Annotated in this window: 11 protein-coding genes; 2 read left to right on the top strand and 9 right to left on the bottom strand. The window is 58.7% G+C overall.

Annotated elements, in window-relative coordinates; translation table 11 throughout:
* Window positions 1–58: 58 nt before the first annotated feature.
* From WJU23_RS07760 to WJU23_RS07770, 3 genes are all read right to left on the bottom strand, one after another.
* On the bottom strand, window positions 59–1,258 hold the full coding sequence (locus tag WJU23_RS07760; RefSeq protein ID WP_346331981.1) for a PQQ-binding-like beta-propeller repeat protein: 1,200 nt from the start codon (window positions 1,256–1,258) through the stop codon (window positions 59–61).
* 214 nt (window positions 1,259–1,472) lie between these two features.
* Window positions 1,473–3,659 (bottom strand): DUF6600 domain-containing protein, encoded by a 2,187-nt coding sequence (locus WJU23_RS07765; protein ID WP_346331982.1) that lies wholly within the window; start codon window positions 3,657–3,659, stop codon window positions 1,473–1,475.
* Window positions 3,660–3,908: 249 nt separating this feature from the next.
* The gene (locus tag WJU23_RS07770) at window positions 3,909–4,586 is read right to left on the bottom strand and encodes a spermine synthase (RefSeq protein ID WP_346331983.1); all 678 of its coding nucleotides are present in this window, start codon (window positions 4,584–4,586) and stop codon (window positions 3,909–3,911) included.
* A 127-nt stretch (window positions 4,587–4,713) separates the two neighbouring features.
* On the opposite strand from WJU23_RS07770, the gene WJU23_RS07775 reads away from it, so the two are divergent.
* Both WJU23_RS07775 and WJU23_RS07780 read left to right on the top strand, forming a co-directional pair.
* The gene (locus WJU23_RS07775) at window positions 4,714–5,934 is read left to right on the top strand and encodes a hypothetical protein (RefSeq protein ID WP_346331984.1); all 1,221 of its coding nucleotides are present in this window, start codon (window positions 4,714–4,716) and stop codon (window positions 5,932–5,934) included.
* A 24-nt stretch (window positions 5,935–5,958) separates the two neighbouring features.
* Complete coding sequence (locus tag WJU23_RS07780) at window positions 5,959–6,549, top strand: hypothetical protein (RefSeq protein ID WP_346331985.1); 591 nt, start codon at window positions 5,959–5,961, stop codon at window positions 6,547–6,549.
* A 3-nt stretch (window positions 6,550–6,552) separates the two neighbouring features.
* On the opposite strand, the gene WJU23_RS07785 is transcribed toward WJU23_RS07780, so the two are convergent.
* The 6 genes from WJU23_RS07785 to WJU23_RS07810 all read right to left on the bottom strand — a co-directional run bounded on the left by WJU23_RS07785 (window position 6,553) and on the right by WJU23_RS07810 (window position 13,471).
* On the bottom strand, window positions 6,553–7,254 hold the full coding sequence (locus tag WJU23_RS07785) for a hypothetical protein (RefSeq protein WP_346331986.1): 702 nt from the start codon (window positions 7,252–7,254) through the stop codon (window positions 6,553–6,555).
* 81 nt (window positions 7,255–7,335) lie between these two features.
* On the bottom strand, window positions 7,336–8,655 hold the full coding sequence (locus tag WJU23_RS07790; protein ID WP_346331987.1) for a DUF1552 domain-containing protein: 1,320 nt from the start codon (window positions 8,653–8,655) through the stop codon (window positions 7,336–7,338).
* Window positions 8,656–8,717: 62 nt separating this feature from the next.
* The gene (locus tag WJU23_RS07795) at window positions 8,718–8,990 is read right to left on the bottom strand and encodes a hypothetical protein (RefSeq protein WP_346331988.1); all 273 of its coding nucleotides are present in this window, start codon (window positions 8,988–8,990) and stop codon (window positions 8,718–8,720) included.
* Window positions 8,987–9,199 (bottom strand): hypothetical protein, encoded by a 213-nt coding sequence (locus WJU23_RS07800; protein WP_346331989.1) that lies wholly within the window; start codon window positions 9,197–9,199, stop codon window positions 8,987–8,989. The genes WJU23_RS07795 and WJU23_RS07800 overlap by 4 nt, the downstream gene beginning before the upstream one ends.
* A 62-nt stretch (window positions 9,200–9,261) precedes the next feature.
* The gene (locus WJU23_RS07805; protein WP_346331990.1) at window positions 9,262–11,715 is read right to left on the bottom strand and encodes a DUF1592 domain-containing protein; all 2,454 of its coding nucleotides are present in this window, start codon (window positions 11,713–11,715) and stop codon (window positions 9,262–9,264) included.
* A gap of 397 nt (window positions 11,716–12,112) precedes the next feature.
* A complete protein-coding gene (locus WJU23_RS07810; protein WP_346331991.1) occupies window positions 12,113–13,471 on the bottom strand; it encodes a cytochrome c peroxidase in 1,359 nt (452 codons plus the stop codon).
* Between the last annotated feature and the right edge of the window lie 29 nt (window positions 13,472–13,500).

A 13,500-nucleotide genomic window follows, 5' to 3' on the forward strand; every position in this document is an offset into this window, starting at 1 on the left:
GCGGCAGTCAACGCTGCCAGGCAGCACCTTCTAGCCAGAAGAATCCCAGTGGCGTAGATTACTTGTTGAGGTCCAGGCATACCACCCGCCCTTCGGAGTTGCGCGCATAGAGCAGGCCGTTGGCCAGCACCGGGGCGCTCCAGCATTTGCCATTCAGGATCTGCGCACGGCTCTCTTCATCAAATTTCTCCGGGCCGGCTTTGACCACAATCAGCTCGCCTTTGGCAGAAAGGATGATCAGCCGTCCATCGGCAGCCATGAGTGATCCAAAACCCATGTTCTCAGACCACATCTCCTTGCCATCGCTGAAGCGCACACACTTCAGGCCCGCACGGCTGTTCTGGTCGCCATCAATGCCGTAGAGATGGCCATCAATCAGCACGCTGGAGTTAAACATGTTCTTCAGGCTCTTGTTCTCCCAGACTTTTTCCGGGGCTCCGCTACCCAGCTTCAGCAGCGTGCAGCCCTTGTTATAGCCGCTGGAGATGAACAGGCTGTCGCCGCTCAGGATCGGGTCTGCAGCATTGACGCCATAACGGGTGTTCCATTTATAAGACCAGAGCTGGCTGCCGGTTTTGACATCCACGGCCACATAGGCATCCGCAGATCCGATGATAGCGAGCTGCCTGCCGTCGCGGGTAATGGGATACGGTGTGGAATAACCGGCACTGTCCACCTCGCTCTTCCAGACAATCTTGCCGCTGGCTTTCTCCACCGCCATGCCGGCCTTGCCTACATTCAGGATCAACAGATTTCCCTGCACCAGCGGTGCACCGGCGAATCCCCAGTCGGGCAGATTGGCACCTGTCTCCTTCTGCACATTTTTCTCCCAGACCACCTTTCCCGTCGCAGCCTCAAAACAAAACAGGTCTCCCCAGCGGCTGAGGTGATAAACCTTGTCCCCGTCAAAAGTCGGCGTCGCGGAAGTTCCGCCTTCGTAATATTTGTCGCCCAAATCTGCCGGATAAACATGCTTCCAGACTTGTTTGCCCGTTTTGGCATCCAGGCAGAAAACGGTGTCCGCATCATCCGCATGGCCGGTGCTGATGACACGGCCTTTGGACACGACAAAGGAGGAGAATCCAAGACCGATCTCAGCTTCCCAAACCACCTTGGGATCACCGGTCAGCTGCCAGTTCTTTTCGGTGGAAAGGCCGTCATACGTGGGCCCCCTCCAGATCGGCCAGTCTGCTGCTGCCACAGTGGTGGCACTGGCCATCAGGATGAAGATGCTATTGAGAAACGATGAGGCGTTCATGCACAGTTAACTACGTGCCAGAGCATGAATCTGGCAACCCCCGTCTGAAACCATTTCGATTGAGCCTGAACTCCAGGCTGGAACATGGACATTCCTGCGCGGTCCACACATGCATCAAAAAACGGCAAAAAGAGGAAACCCCTTTTTGCCGGTTTTTGAAGGTTTTAAACCGGTCCGTTCGCCAGCATCTGACTGCTTTCAGGCGAGGGCTGGATTAACGCTTCTTCCTTTCGTCAGGCTTCTTGGATGAAGGTTTTTTGGCTGAAGGTCTTGCCTGTGGCTTTGGACTTGAAGAGGGCTTTTTCACCTGAGGCCGGGGTGCCGGAGCAGTTTTCTTCACCTGAGGACGTGGAGCCGGAGCTGACTTCTTCACCTGGGGTTTGGGTGCAGGGGCAGATTTTTTCACCTGCGGTTTGGGTGCGGGTGCGGCTTTTTTCGTCTGGGGGCTGGATGAAGGCCGGGCCACATTTAGAGAAGGAGCATCCTTGCGCCTCTCGTCTTTTTTGGGAGGACTTGGCCGGGCTTTAGGTGCGGGTGCTGAGGATGGCTTCACATTAGGGGAAGGCATCGGAGTAGGCCGGGCCTTGGGTGCCTCTGGCCGGGGAGTCTGGCTAGGGCGCGCGTTGGAGGGCTTCTTGGGTTCTGGCATTGGCACCGGACGTGCGCTGGGTGGCACAGAAGGTCCTGAAGAAGGACGGCGCACCTCAGGGGCACCACCCGGGCGGTTGCCGGGCGAACTGGGATTCACTCTCGGCAGTTCAGGACGGGCTGAAGGGGGAGTTGGCATCTTCCGCTCAGGGGTGGAAGGACGGGCTGAAGGAGGTTGATTTTGAGTCTTCGGCGGTGTCACGGAGGAACTTGGAGCACCACCGGGGCGGCGGCTTTCCTCATTCGGCACCACGCCTGGGGCCATGCGTGGGCGGGGAGCTTCTTCAGGCTTCACCCCTGGACGGCGGTCACTTTTCGCGTCTCCTTTGCTGCCAGGCTGGCTGCCTGGAGGCACTAGGCTTGGGCGCTCACCGGGCTTCACATCTGGAGTGCGGCTTCCTGGGATCATGCCAGGAGGGCGGCCTTCTGGGCGGTCACCAGGACGGGCATCGCGATCTGGCATTCCTGGCCGGCCTTCGGGACGCTCACCAGGGCGGCCAGTACGATCCGTCATGCCAGGACGGGCATCCGGGCGGACATCGGGGCGGCCGCCCTCGCGGTCCGTCATTCCTGGACGGCCTGCCTGGCCAGGGCCAGGAGGCGTATCTTGGGGGCCTGGCCTGCCTGGAGTACCTGGGCGGTCAGCATTCGGTATCGGCGTCGCACGGCGCACTTCTTCATCCACTCCGCGTGGATCCGGGCGCTGGCTGCTGCCACGGCGCTCTTCCGGCCTGAGGTCGCGGCCCACGGCTGGAGGGGGCATATTGCTGGTGGCAATGAAGGGCCTTTTCTCCGGGAGATCGGCGGGTTTGGCTTTGGCAAATTCAGCACGCTGGCGCTCACGCAGCGCCTCAGCCGCTTTGGAATCGCCTGCATCACGCCAGCCACGGTTAATTTCCGGACGCTCGAAACGTTCCCGAACTCTGGAAGGCAGGCCTGCATTACCATCTCTTCTCACGGAAGGCGATGCGACCACCAGTTCATTCCGCTCAATGCGGGACAGGCTTCCGAAATCACGCGGACGGTCGCCGCGGTTGTCCAGCCAGTCACGGCGGAAGCGGTCGTCATCACGGCGCAGGCTCAGCCGGCGGATGCGGTTGTCACCACGGTCAAAGCGATCGGGGTCAGGTCCGCCTACAAAGATGTTGTTCACCACATTCTGGCGGTAGCTGATGTTTGTTACATTCACCGACCGGCTGATGTAGGTGATGTTGCGGCTGCGATTGACAATGAACGGACGCAACGAGCTGCTCCGCGCAAAGAGGTTAAAGGGCACAAAATTATACCAGGAAGGGCCGACATCGTAGTAGCTGTCCGTCCATTGGTTGAACCCCACATTTGCCGACCAGCGTGCTTCAGGTGGCAGCGGGGCCCAGCCTACGTGGTCATCGGTCTGCCGCCAGGAAACCCAGGCCGGAGCCCATTCAGTGCCTGGAACCCAGACCCAGCTTCCCTGCATCTGGATCCAGCGGCCATAATGATATGTGGCCCAGCCGAAATCTTCGTTCGAAATCCAGGTCCAGCCTGCATCTGTATAAGCCCAGTAACCGTCCGAGTATGGAGCCCAGTCGGTTTGCTGTGCCAGTGTTGGCTGAAAGACATAGCCGTAGTCATCCGCATAGATCCAGTCTCCGTGCGGACTGAGGGCATCGTAGAAGAAGTCTATGGAGACATCCACCTCCGCCCGCGCCGACGGAACTGGCGCGGCCACGGCAAGGACCGCAGCCAGGATTAATAATGAAAAGTGTTTCATGGGTAGTTGGTTTGGTTGTTTCACCAGCCTTGGATGGAGGGGAGAGGTTATAAATTCGATTGAATTCAAAACGCCCTTCCTTGCCTGACCAAAGCGGGTTAACTCCTCGCACTTCTGCACGTAACCGGCCAATCACCGAGAATCTACCAATGCATTGATAACCAATGATTTACACAAACAACTCAAACTCTTGATCCATGCGCTATGCATGAATGAGCGGAACCATCGTGCATAAAGTCACCAACCCATTTATGCCTTCCGGTCCGCCACGAAGATGACATGCGTCTTCCGCTTTGCCTGCGGATAGGCTTTGCAGCCCACCGTCTCCACTTTGAACCCTGCTTTGCTCAACCGGCGGGTGAAGGCGAAATCCTGATTGGCAGACCAAAACGTCACCCTGCCATCAGGCTTCAACACCTTCATGATCGTTGCCAGCCCCTGGGCCTGATACAGTCTGCCATTGCCATCTTTGACCATTGCCACGGGACCGTTGTCCACATCCAGAAGGATCGCATCATAATGCCCTGCCGGGGCCTGAGCGAGGATCTTGTAAACATCCTCCACTGAAATCTCCACCCGTGGATCATCCAGCAGAAGGCCGTTTACAGACGTGAGGAACTCCCGGTTCCAGGCCACCACCTCCGGCAGCAGCTCCGCCACCTGCACCTTGGCATCTGGGCCCACACATTCCAGCACCCGCCGCAGGCTGAAGCCAAAACCCAGCCCGCCAATGAGGATGCGCGGCACCTTGGCAGATGCCAGCCGGGCACAGGCCAGCTCCGCCAGCACTTTCTCTGACTCGGAAGCATTGGTTCCCATCAGCGGCTGCCGGTTCACCCGCAGATAAAACTCCGTGTCATGGGAGTGAAGGGACAGCACCGCCCCCTCAGGTGTGCGGGCCTCAGCGAGATTGAGAAAGGGTTTCATGGATTGGCAGTCAGTGGCTGCGCACAAGCCGCCTCCAAGATGGCAAAAGAGCGCAGAGCCGCGAGTCTGCAAGGAGTAACCACAAAGCCCCTTGTCCCCGCCCCCCGGCTGGTGGATGAATGTCCACATGAACGCATTCTTCAAAGACCTGGGCCGCACCGTTTTACAGCGCTGGAAACAGGCGGACTTTTCATTGGAGAAGTTCCCGGAAATCGCCCGCAACGCGCTCGATGAAAAACCCCCGGCCCAGCATGTCAAACTGGCCGATTTCATGCGCGAATTCCTCCTGGATGACGAGCAGCCCTTTCAGACCCAGTCCGGCTTCGGCCAGCCGGAGATCATCGCCTACGACCACCCGCGCTTTTACATCCAGCTCCTGTTCTGGCTGGATGGCACCACAGACATTCACCAGCATGAATTTTCCGGCGCCTTCCATGTCATGGCCGGCTCCAGCATTCATGCCCACTATCAGTTTGATCCCAAGCATACCATCACCCCGCATTTGCAGCTCGGTGACGTCCGCATGAAAAAGATCGAGCTGCTGGAGACCGGTAGCACCGTGCCCATCATCTCCGGGTCCAAGTGCATCCACTCGCTCTTCCATCTGGAGACTCCTTCCGTGACCGTCGTCGTCCGCACCCAGAACGATCCCGGCACCAGCCCGCAGTTTAACTTCCTGCCCCCGCACATCGCGCTGGATCCGCATCTCAACGACTTCCTCACCATGCGCCGCAAACAGTTGCTGGATGTCATGGAGCAGTCCGAAGACCCTGCCTATGCGGAACTCGTGCTCGCCATGATCCAGGAGCTCGACTTCGAGCGCGGCTTCTACGTCCTCCAGCACAGCATGGGACATATGGCCGATCTCGGCGAATGGGACACCGTCCTCACCGCCTTTGAGACCAAACACGGTCTCGCCTCAGCCAGCATCGCCCCCACGCTGGAGCAGTGCGTGCATCGCGACAGCATCAAAAACATGCGCAGCCGCATCGCCGATCCTGAGCACCGTTTCTTCCTCGCCCTGCTCATGAACGTGGCCTCCAAAAGCGATGTGCTCACCCTCGTCGGCCAGCGGTTTCCTGAGGTCAAACCCGTCGAAACCCTCCTGCGCTGGGCCGAAGAACTGACCGATGTCTCCGAAGACGGCACCTCCATCCTGGACGCCACCTTCCCCGAGGTATTGGAAACTCCCGCTGAAGAGCAGCCCGAAATCTTCCTGACCTCCTTGCGATACTTCTTGTTAGCCCCCAAAAAGGCTCCTGCCATCCTCAAATCCCTGTCTGCCGATGACCTGGATGAACTTCGCAAAAGCTTTGCCTTCTCCAGCTTGCGTGTCCTCGTTTCCTGAACTCATTCTCACCTCTCCCGTTGCATGAACTATCCCCTCACCTTCCGCTTCAAACTTGTTACCCTGGCCCCGCAGATTTATGTGGAGGATGCCTCGGGAAAACAGGTCTGTTATGTGAAGCAGAAGATGCTGCGCTTCCGTGAAAAGGTGGAGGTCTTCACCGACGAATCCCGCACCCAGCTCCTGGCCACGATCGAAGCCGACCGCATCATTGACTGGTCCGCCCGTTATACCTTCCGCGATGCCCAGGGCAATGAGATCGGTGCCGTGGGCAGACGCGGCATGAAGTCGCTCTGGCGGGCTCATTACGAGGTCTTCGCCCCGGGCTCCCGCGACATCTCATTCCTCATCCGTGAGGAAAACCCCGGTGCCAAGCTGATGGACGGCTTCGTGGACCAGATCCCCATCATTGGCATGTTCAGCGGCTACATGTTCCATCCCCGCTACCTGGCCAGCCGTCTGGATGGCACCCCGGTCCTGAGGCTCACCAAGCAGAGCGCGTTTTGGGAAGGCCGCTTCGGCCTGGTCCAGGTGAATGCCGCCAGCGAAGGCGAGCACACCGCCCTCATGCTTTCCTTCCTCATGATGAACCTGCTGGAGCGCAAACGAGGCTAATCTTCACAGCCGCCGCCGCATCAGCACGCCCCCCAGGGCGAGCAGACAAAACATGCCGCGTGAGGGCTCGGGCACAGAGGTGACGGAGATCGCGATGTTATCAATGTTGATGTTGCGGGCGGTATTGTTCAGGTTCTCAACAACGCGGATCTGGAATACATCACCCACATCCTCGGCAACGGCCTCATAGCTGACATTGAAGTTATGAAACGGATTGATGTCCGCACTTTCATCCGCCCCGGCCCGGGTCCCGCCCAATGCCGACGAAGTTACCATTACCCGGCCATCGGTGACATTGTACAACCCTACCGTGTAGTTTAGATTGGAACTGGAATAGGCATTGAAGGCTGCGCCATATAGATTGAAAAGATCGCCCTCATTGATGGTCGCCGCAAAGGTATAGGTCCAAAATTCATTCCCCGGAGTGGCATCCTTCGTATCCAGGAAAAGCGAGCCATCCCCTTTCACGCCGTCACCGCCATAGACACCGGGACTAATGAGAAAGTTGTCCCAAGAATTCACCGACCGGGACACGGTCCCGCCTTCAGCACCCGCTGCCCAGCCAGCGATGCTGTTGGCACCACTGGTCGTGCTGAAGTTACTGGAATAAAGGACCGTCACCGCACGGGCTGAGCCCTGGCTGAAGGCGGCCAGCAGGCAGAGAAAAAGGGCATGGCAGAGACTTGGAAAGGTACGTCGGTTCACGGCAGGCTTGGGGGGTTACCTCCAGCATTGTCCGCAGGTTGGGTGCCAACCTGTTGATAATCACCCGCCTAGCTGTACTGGTTAAGCCAGATCCAGCAGTCCGCCGTCACAAAGCTCCGCCTTGCCGAAGGTCTTGAGGCCGGTGTGCCCCATGGAATGGGCGACGGTCATCCAGAGCCGGTTGTGGGCGGCTTTGTCGAACTTCAGGGTGCGGCCCATCTTGAATCCGGCCCCGCCGCCGACCATGACGTAAGGGATGTTATCCAGGGTGTGGCTGTTGCCTTTGCCGAGTTCGTTGGTCCAAACAAGCAGGGTGTTGTCAAGCATGTTGCCATCGCCCGTGGGCTCAGGTGTTTCGCTGAGGCGTTTGGCCAGGTAGGCAAACTCTCCGGCAAACCATGTGTTGATCTTCATCAGCTTGGCGTAGCTGTCCTTGTTATCATCCGGATCGTGAGACAGGGAGTGGTGGCCTTCCTCAATGCCCAGCCAGCGCATCTGCGCCATGCCGACGGAGCGCATGTACTGCAGCGTGGCCACGCGGGCCATGTCATTGGCCAGACTATTGACCAGCAGGTCAATCTGCACCCGGCTGATCTCCGGCGTGTTGTCATTCACCAGCTCGATGCTGGGGTCAATCTGTGGCACCGGATGCGCCAGCTTGCCCTGTTTGTCGGCATTTTCCAGGTCCTGCTCCAGACTGCGGACGAGGGTCATGTGCTGGTCCAGCAGGGCTTTGTCCCGGGCGCTGAGCTTGGAGGAAACACGCTTCAAATCATCCCGCACATCATCCAGGATGCTGACCAGGCTTTCCTTGTCCTTCATCTGGCCATACAGTTTGCCTAACATCTGATGCGGATCATCTACGGGGGCGATGGGCTGGTTGCCGCCGGCATAGCTCATGCGCGTCCAGGGGTCCGCCCGGTCCGGCACGGCCACGCCAAATTCCAGGGAACCAAAGCGCGTGCGGGTCTCCGCCCGGCTCTGAAGGAAATTTTTGATTTCCTGGTCAATGGAGATGTTGCTGGCCCAGCCGGCCGGATTGCCACCACCGCCCATGATGTTGCCCTTCAGCAGCTCGTCACAGGTCAGCAGGCAGCTCATGCCGCGCATGTGGCTGTCGCCGTCGCCCCGCACCTTGTTGGCGATGCCGTGAAGAATGAGGGTCTTTTCCTTGAAGGCCTCCAGCGGTTTGAGGATGGATTTGAATTCAAAACCCGCCCCTTCCTGCTCCGGCCAGAATTCTCCCGGCACCGTGCCATTGGGGGAAAACATGATGATCAGCCGCTGCCGCTTCTGCGGAGCCGGAGCCCCGCTGATGCTGGGCAGCCCGGCCAGGAACGGCAGGGCCGTGGCAGAAATGCCGAGGTCACGGAGAAATTGGCGGCGGTTCAGGGCTTTCATGAGAGGGGAGGACAGAGAGGGCTACGTTGCAGATCACCGGCTCTTGCCTGGATTTTATTCTTTCATCGGCGTTTCAAGAGAAGATCATACTCCGCGTGTGAGCCAATCCACACCCACTCGACCCCTCCGTCCGCAACCTTCCAGCCGATGGCCCGATAGTGGTCCCCCACCCGAACGGAAAAGCGATGCCCGCTGCCAGCCAGCCTCTTGAAATGCAGTGAAGGATGCTGCGGATCTTCTGCCCAAAGGCGATAGTTCTTTTCCGCCAAGGCTTGAACATCGGCTGGCAGGGCATTCAATAATTGCCAAAACCGGGGCGTTGCAGTGGACTTCATGCCTGTACCGGCCAGGGGACCGTTTTTCCTGAAGTACGCGCAGCTTGTGCCTCCTCGAAAAGAAAGTCCAGATTTCCAGCCTCGGCATCCACCGCCATTTGTTCTTCCCAAGTTTTGGAACGCTCTTGGTCAAACCACTCGGCCAGCTTCCAAAAATCTTCTTTGGGAAGGCCTTGAATAGCAGATTCGATTTCGACCACAGTACTCATTCGACAAGATAACTGATACGCTGGCAGTTCGCAATTAGACATTGGCCAGGGCAATGGCTGGCTTACTTCATTCCATCCAACGCCGCGATGAGGGAGATTTCGACGAGGAGGATTTGGATGTTGCAGCCGCTGGCGGCGAAGCTGCGCTGGAGGCGGTCCAGGACGTCGGGACCGTAGGCAGGGATCTGCTGCTTGACGGTGTGGTTGAACAGATGGCGGATGAAGGCGCGGTGGCCGGCGGGATTATCGGCGACGTAATTGACGATGTCACGGGGGCCGGTGAGGTGGATCTTCTGGCCTTCTTCGGTGGCGAAATCGCTAACGGGATTAACAGGCTTTTTGTTATCCTGGGTGCGCCAGCGGCCGATGGCATCAAAGTTTTCCAGGCTGAAACCCAGGGGATTGATGGTGGAATGGCAGGACATGCAGGACTGGTTGCGGGTCAGCTCGGTGATCTTTTCACGCATGGTCAGGCTGGGGTTGAAGTGGCTCTCATCAAAGCTCACGGCCATGGGCGGCGACTTCAGCGACAGGCCGACGATGTTGCGCGTGAGGAAGACGCCGCGATGGATGGGGGAGGTCTGCTTGCTGTAGGCCAGGGAGGAAAGCAGGTAAGGGTGGGTGACGACACCGGCACGCTGTTTGGAATCAAAGGCGACGCGCTGGAACTCCGGGCCTTCGACTTTTTTGCCGTAAAATTTGGCCAGCCGGTCATTGAGCAGGAGGTAATCGGCCTGGAGCAGCTCGCGGTAATCGGACTTTTCACTCCACACCACCTGGTCAATAAACTGTAGCAGTGAGCGGCGGAGGTCGGCCAGTACTTCCGTGTTAAAACCGGGGAATGCCTTGGGGTCTTTGGAGGTGTTTTCGGCGTGCTCCAGCTCCAGCCAGTGATGGAAAAAGCCATGCAGCTTGGCCTTGGTGCGGGAATCGCTGATCATCCGGTATGCCTGGGCTTTCACCTGCTCAGGTGTGTGCAGCTTTCTCTCAGCGGCGGCCTGGGTGAGCTTTTTATCTGGGATGGAATCCCACAACGCCAGGGCCAGCCGGGAGGCGACATCATAGTCATCAGGCTGGTCGTTTTCACGGAGGTCCGGGTAGAGAAAACGGGGGGATTTAAGGGTGAAAAGGGCCACGCGTTTGGCCGCCTGCTCGGGGCTTTTGGCGGTCTTGAAATGGCTTTCTACATAGAGGTCCTTTTGCTCATCACTCAGCGGACGGCGAAAGGCGGTTTCGGCAAAGGCGAGGGCAAATTTCTTCAGTTTTTCCGGGCGGTCTTCGGCCCCGGGTTTGGTCCCGGCCAGGCGGTCCAGATTGGTTTCCACATACTCGGCGGTGGCGATGGCTGCCTCGGTGGTGGCCTGGTCCCAGGCCTTGCTGATGCTGGACCCGCGCTCATAGCCCACGCTGCGGTCATCCGCCGGGAAATTGGTGCTGATGATCATAAGCGGGTTCGGCCGGTCCTGGCGGAGCGCGTGTTGGGGGATGATTTCCAGAACGCCATGCGGCGGTTTCCACCAGAGTTCCACGGAGGCGGAGGCCTCTTTGAATTTAAAGTGCTCCAAAATCAGGCGATAGGCGCGGCCACCGACGAGATAGATGCTTTGCTTTTCCTCCCTGACCTCCGGCCCGCTGCTGACCCAGCCGTCAATGAGGGCCTTTTGATCGTCATTGATCCACAGGCGGACGCCGTTCTCACTCTTGATGATGAATTCATAAACTCCGGTTTCTTCGGCGAAGACGCTGCCGTCCCAGCGGTTGTTAAACTGCTCTGGCACCATCTTCTCCTTGTCCGGGCTGTCTGCGCCGAAGTGGAAGGCGATGCGGCTGTCCACCCGTTCAAGCCGGTAGGCTTTGCGGTCCTTCAGGCGCTTCTCCTCCCGTTCGCGTTTTTCTCTCGCCCGTTTGTCCCTGGCTTTGCGCAGGCTGGCCTCCGCCGCCTCGATGAGTTTTTTCTCCGCTTTGGTCGCTTTCAGCTCTTGAAGCTTCTCTTCTTCAGGAAGTTTTTCATCGGGCTTTGCCGCCTCAGGCGGCTGCGGTTCGAAACCCCGGTAGAGAGCTTTGATCCCCGTCTCCTTGCCATAAGGACGGTCAAAACCAGCCCCCATGCGGAAACGGCCAACGAGGTCCATCACACTGGTGCGGTATTGAGGGATGGTGAGGCGGGTGAGGTCCTTGGCGGGCGGATTGATCCGGGCCTGGGCTTCCTGGGAGTAAAAGGCGTCATAAATATACGCTGCCACCTGCCGGGCATCCTCACCGGTGCACAGGTCCGGGTCCTCTTCAGGCATGGTGCGGTCAATCTTCCGGGCCAGGGCTTCTAGCGTACGCTCACCGATGAGGGGCTCCTCGTATTCGCCTTTCACCCCCTGGCCCCGGTCGCCATGACATTCCAGGCACTGCTTTTCATAAATAATCTGTCCTGGGTGCGGTGCGGCGGGCGCAGCGCGGAGGGCCGGGATCGAAAAGAGACAGGCCGATAAAAAGAGCTGGAAGGTGTAAGGAGAGCGGGGCATGGGGGGCAACGAAGCACAAGTGGCGTTTTCCAGCCTGTGAGCAGGATACGGATAAGGAACCGTGACCCATTCAAAATAAGGCACGCATTGGCATTTATCATCCTGGGATTTGAGTTCTTATCTCCCAGTCGCCCGGGCCACGATCCGCGCGACCGTCATTCATCGCCTGTGCAGCAGGAGCCTTTGGCGGTGTAACAATCGTCGCAAATGAACTGGCCGGCGTAAAGGTGGGCATCGGGCTGACCGCAGAAGGCGCAACCCGAGGGGGGAGAAGCTGGCGGGGATGACTGGGGTATGAGCAGGGGGTTCATACAGGATTTACAAAATGGCAGGATTCGCAGATTTAGCCTCATACCTTCAGGGCTGCCGGGGCGATCGTCATGACCTTTTTTTCGGATCACGGGACCACATAGGCGAAACGGTAAAAGCGGGTGCCGGTGAGACTGACGCTGTGCTGCAGGAGGCCGGAGCTGTCTGCGGTGAGGGTAGTGACCACCTGGTTCCAGTCCGCGAGATCGGTGGAGGCCTGGAGCTGGTAAGAGAGTCCGGGCACGGCCTGGCAGCTCACGATGGCGTTTGCAGCAGCGCTTTTTTTAATGACCACCTGGGTGGGAGGAAAGACGATGAGCGCAAGCCGGCCTTCTTCATCAAAGGGGTCTGACCAGCGCGTATCGGTATAGACGGAGCTGCCGGTCAGAGTTTGCAAAAAGGCGACGAGGGCGTCTTTCTGCGGCTGGGTAAGGCCGAGGGACTGCGTGCCTGCAGGAGGCGGACGGCGCAGGCGCTGGTCCAGGTTGTCGTTGTCACCGGGGATCAGATTGTAGTGGTCAATGACCTGGGCCAGCGTCGTGAGGCTGCCGTCATGCATGAAAGGTCCGTTGGAGGAACCGCCGGGGCCGACAAGGTCGCGCAGGGTGGGCGAGCGGGTGTTGGTGAGGTCTGTGCCGCCGCCGATCCGGGTGATGACGCCGTTGTTGCGGCTGGCGGGATCAATGTCAAACTCCCCCGGGCGGTGACATCCGGCACATCCTGCCCCGCCATTGTTGGGTGCCGCGAGAAATAGCTGCTTGCCGGTATTTTCCTGAGGGGTGAAATTGGGGAAGGCTGTGTTCACATTGGCCACCTGGGCGCGGCCTTCATCAAAGCGGGAGTCGAAGGACTGGATGCTGCGGATGAACTGGGCCAGTGCGCGCTGGATGCGGGCTTCCGTCACGGCGGGATCTCCGAAAGTCATGGCAAACAGTACGCGGTATTCATCAATGGCGGCCAGTTTAACCAAAAGTTGCGAAAAGGACGGATCGCCTTCACTGCCACTGAAACCCATCTCGGCATGGTCGCGGATGGGCTGGGTGGTCTGGTTTTCCAGGGTGGTGGCACGCTCATCCCAGAAAAAGCGCACCTCCTGGGCGAAGCGGCTGTTGATGAGGCGCATGGAATGGCGGCCTGTGGTCCCGTTTACCCCCGTACTGGCCGTGGCGGTATCGCTGAAAGCATGGGCCTGCTGATGGCAGGAGGCGCAGGAGATGGTGTCATTCCGCGACAGCCGCTTATCATAAAACAAAACCCGGCCGAGGGTTGCACCGAGGTCGGTGATGGCATTGCCCGCTGTGGTGTTGTTGCGGGTGATGTAGGCGGGCACGTCCTGGCTGGCGTAATTGGCCAGATTTGTCAGGTCAATGATCCCATCCCCTGCCCTGGCGGAGGCGGGCACACCCAGCAACAGAGTACTTAAGACGGCATAAGCAAGCACCTTCATAGAATAGAGGGCCGTTTTTCTCATGAGAC

It is taken from the genome of Prosthecobacter sp. SYSU 5D2 (assembly GCF_039655865.1).
Lineage (GTDB): Bacteria > Verrucomicrobiota > Verrucomicrobiia > Verrucomicrobiales > Verrucomicrobiaceae > Prosthecobacter.

Coding starts and splice junctions, on each gene's coding strand:
- WJU23_RS07810 (WP_346331991.1), bottom strand. CDS start 13,471: ATGAAGGTGCTTGCTTATGCCGTCTTAAGTACTCTGTTGCTGGGTGTG.
- WJU23_RS07790 (WP_346331987.1), bottom strand. CDS start 8,655: ATGAAAGCCCTGAACCGCCGCCAATTTCTCCGTGACCTCGGCATTTCT.
- WJU23_RS07770 (WP_346331983.1), bottom strand. CDS start 4,586: ATGAAACCCTTTCTCAATCTCGCTGAGGCCCGCACACCTGAGGGGGCG.
- WJU23_RS07805 (WP_346331990.1), bottom strand. CDS start 11,715: ATGCCCCGCTCTCCTTACACCTTCCAGCTCTTTTTATCGGCCTGTCTC.
- WJU23_RS07800 (WP_346331989.1), bottom strand. CDS start 9,199: ATGAGTACTGTGGTCGAAATCGAATCTGCTATTCAAGGCCTTCCCAAA.
- WJU23_RS07765 (WP_346331982.1), bottom strand. CDS start 3,659: ATGAAACACTTTTCATTATTAATCCTGGCTGCGGTCCTTGCCGTGGCC.
- WJU23_RS07775 (WP_346331984.1), top strand. CDS start 4,714: ATGAACGCATTCTTCAAAGACCTGGGCCGCACCGTTTTACAGCGCTGG.
- WJU23_RS07780 (WP_346331985.1), top strand. CDS start 5,959: ATGAACTATCCCCTCACCTTCCGCTTCAAACTTGTTACCCTGGCCCCG.
- WJU23_RS07760 (WP_346331981.1), bottom strand. CDS start 1,258: ATGAACGCCTCATCGTTTCTCAATAGCATCTTCATCCTGATGGCCAGT.
- WJU23_RS07795 (WP_346331988.1), bottom strand. CDS start 8,990: ATGAAGTCCACTGCAACGCCCCGGTTTTGGCAATTATTGAATGCCCTG.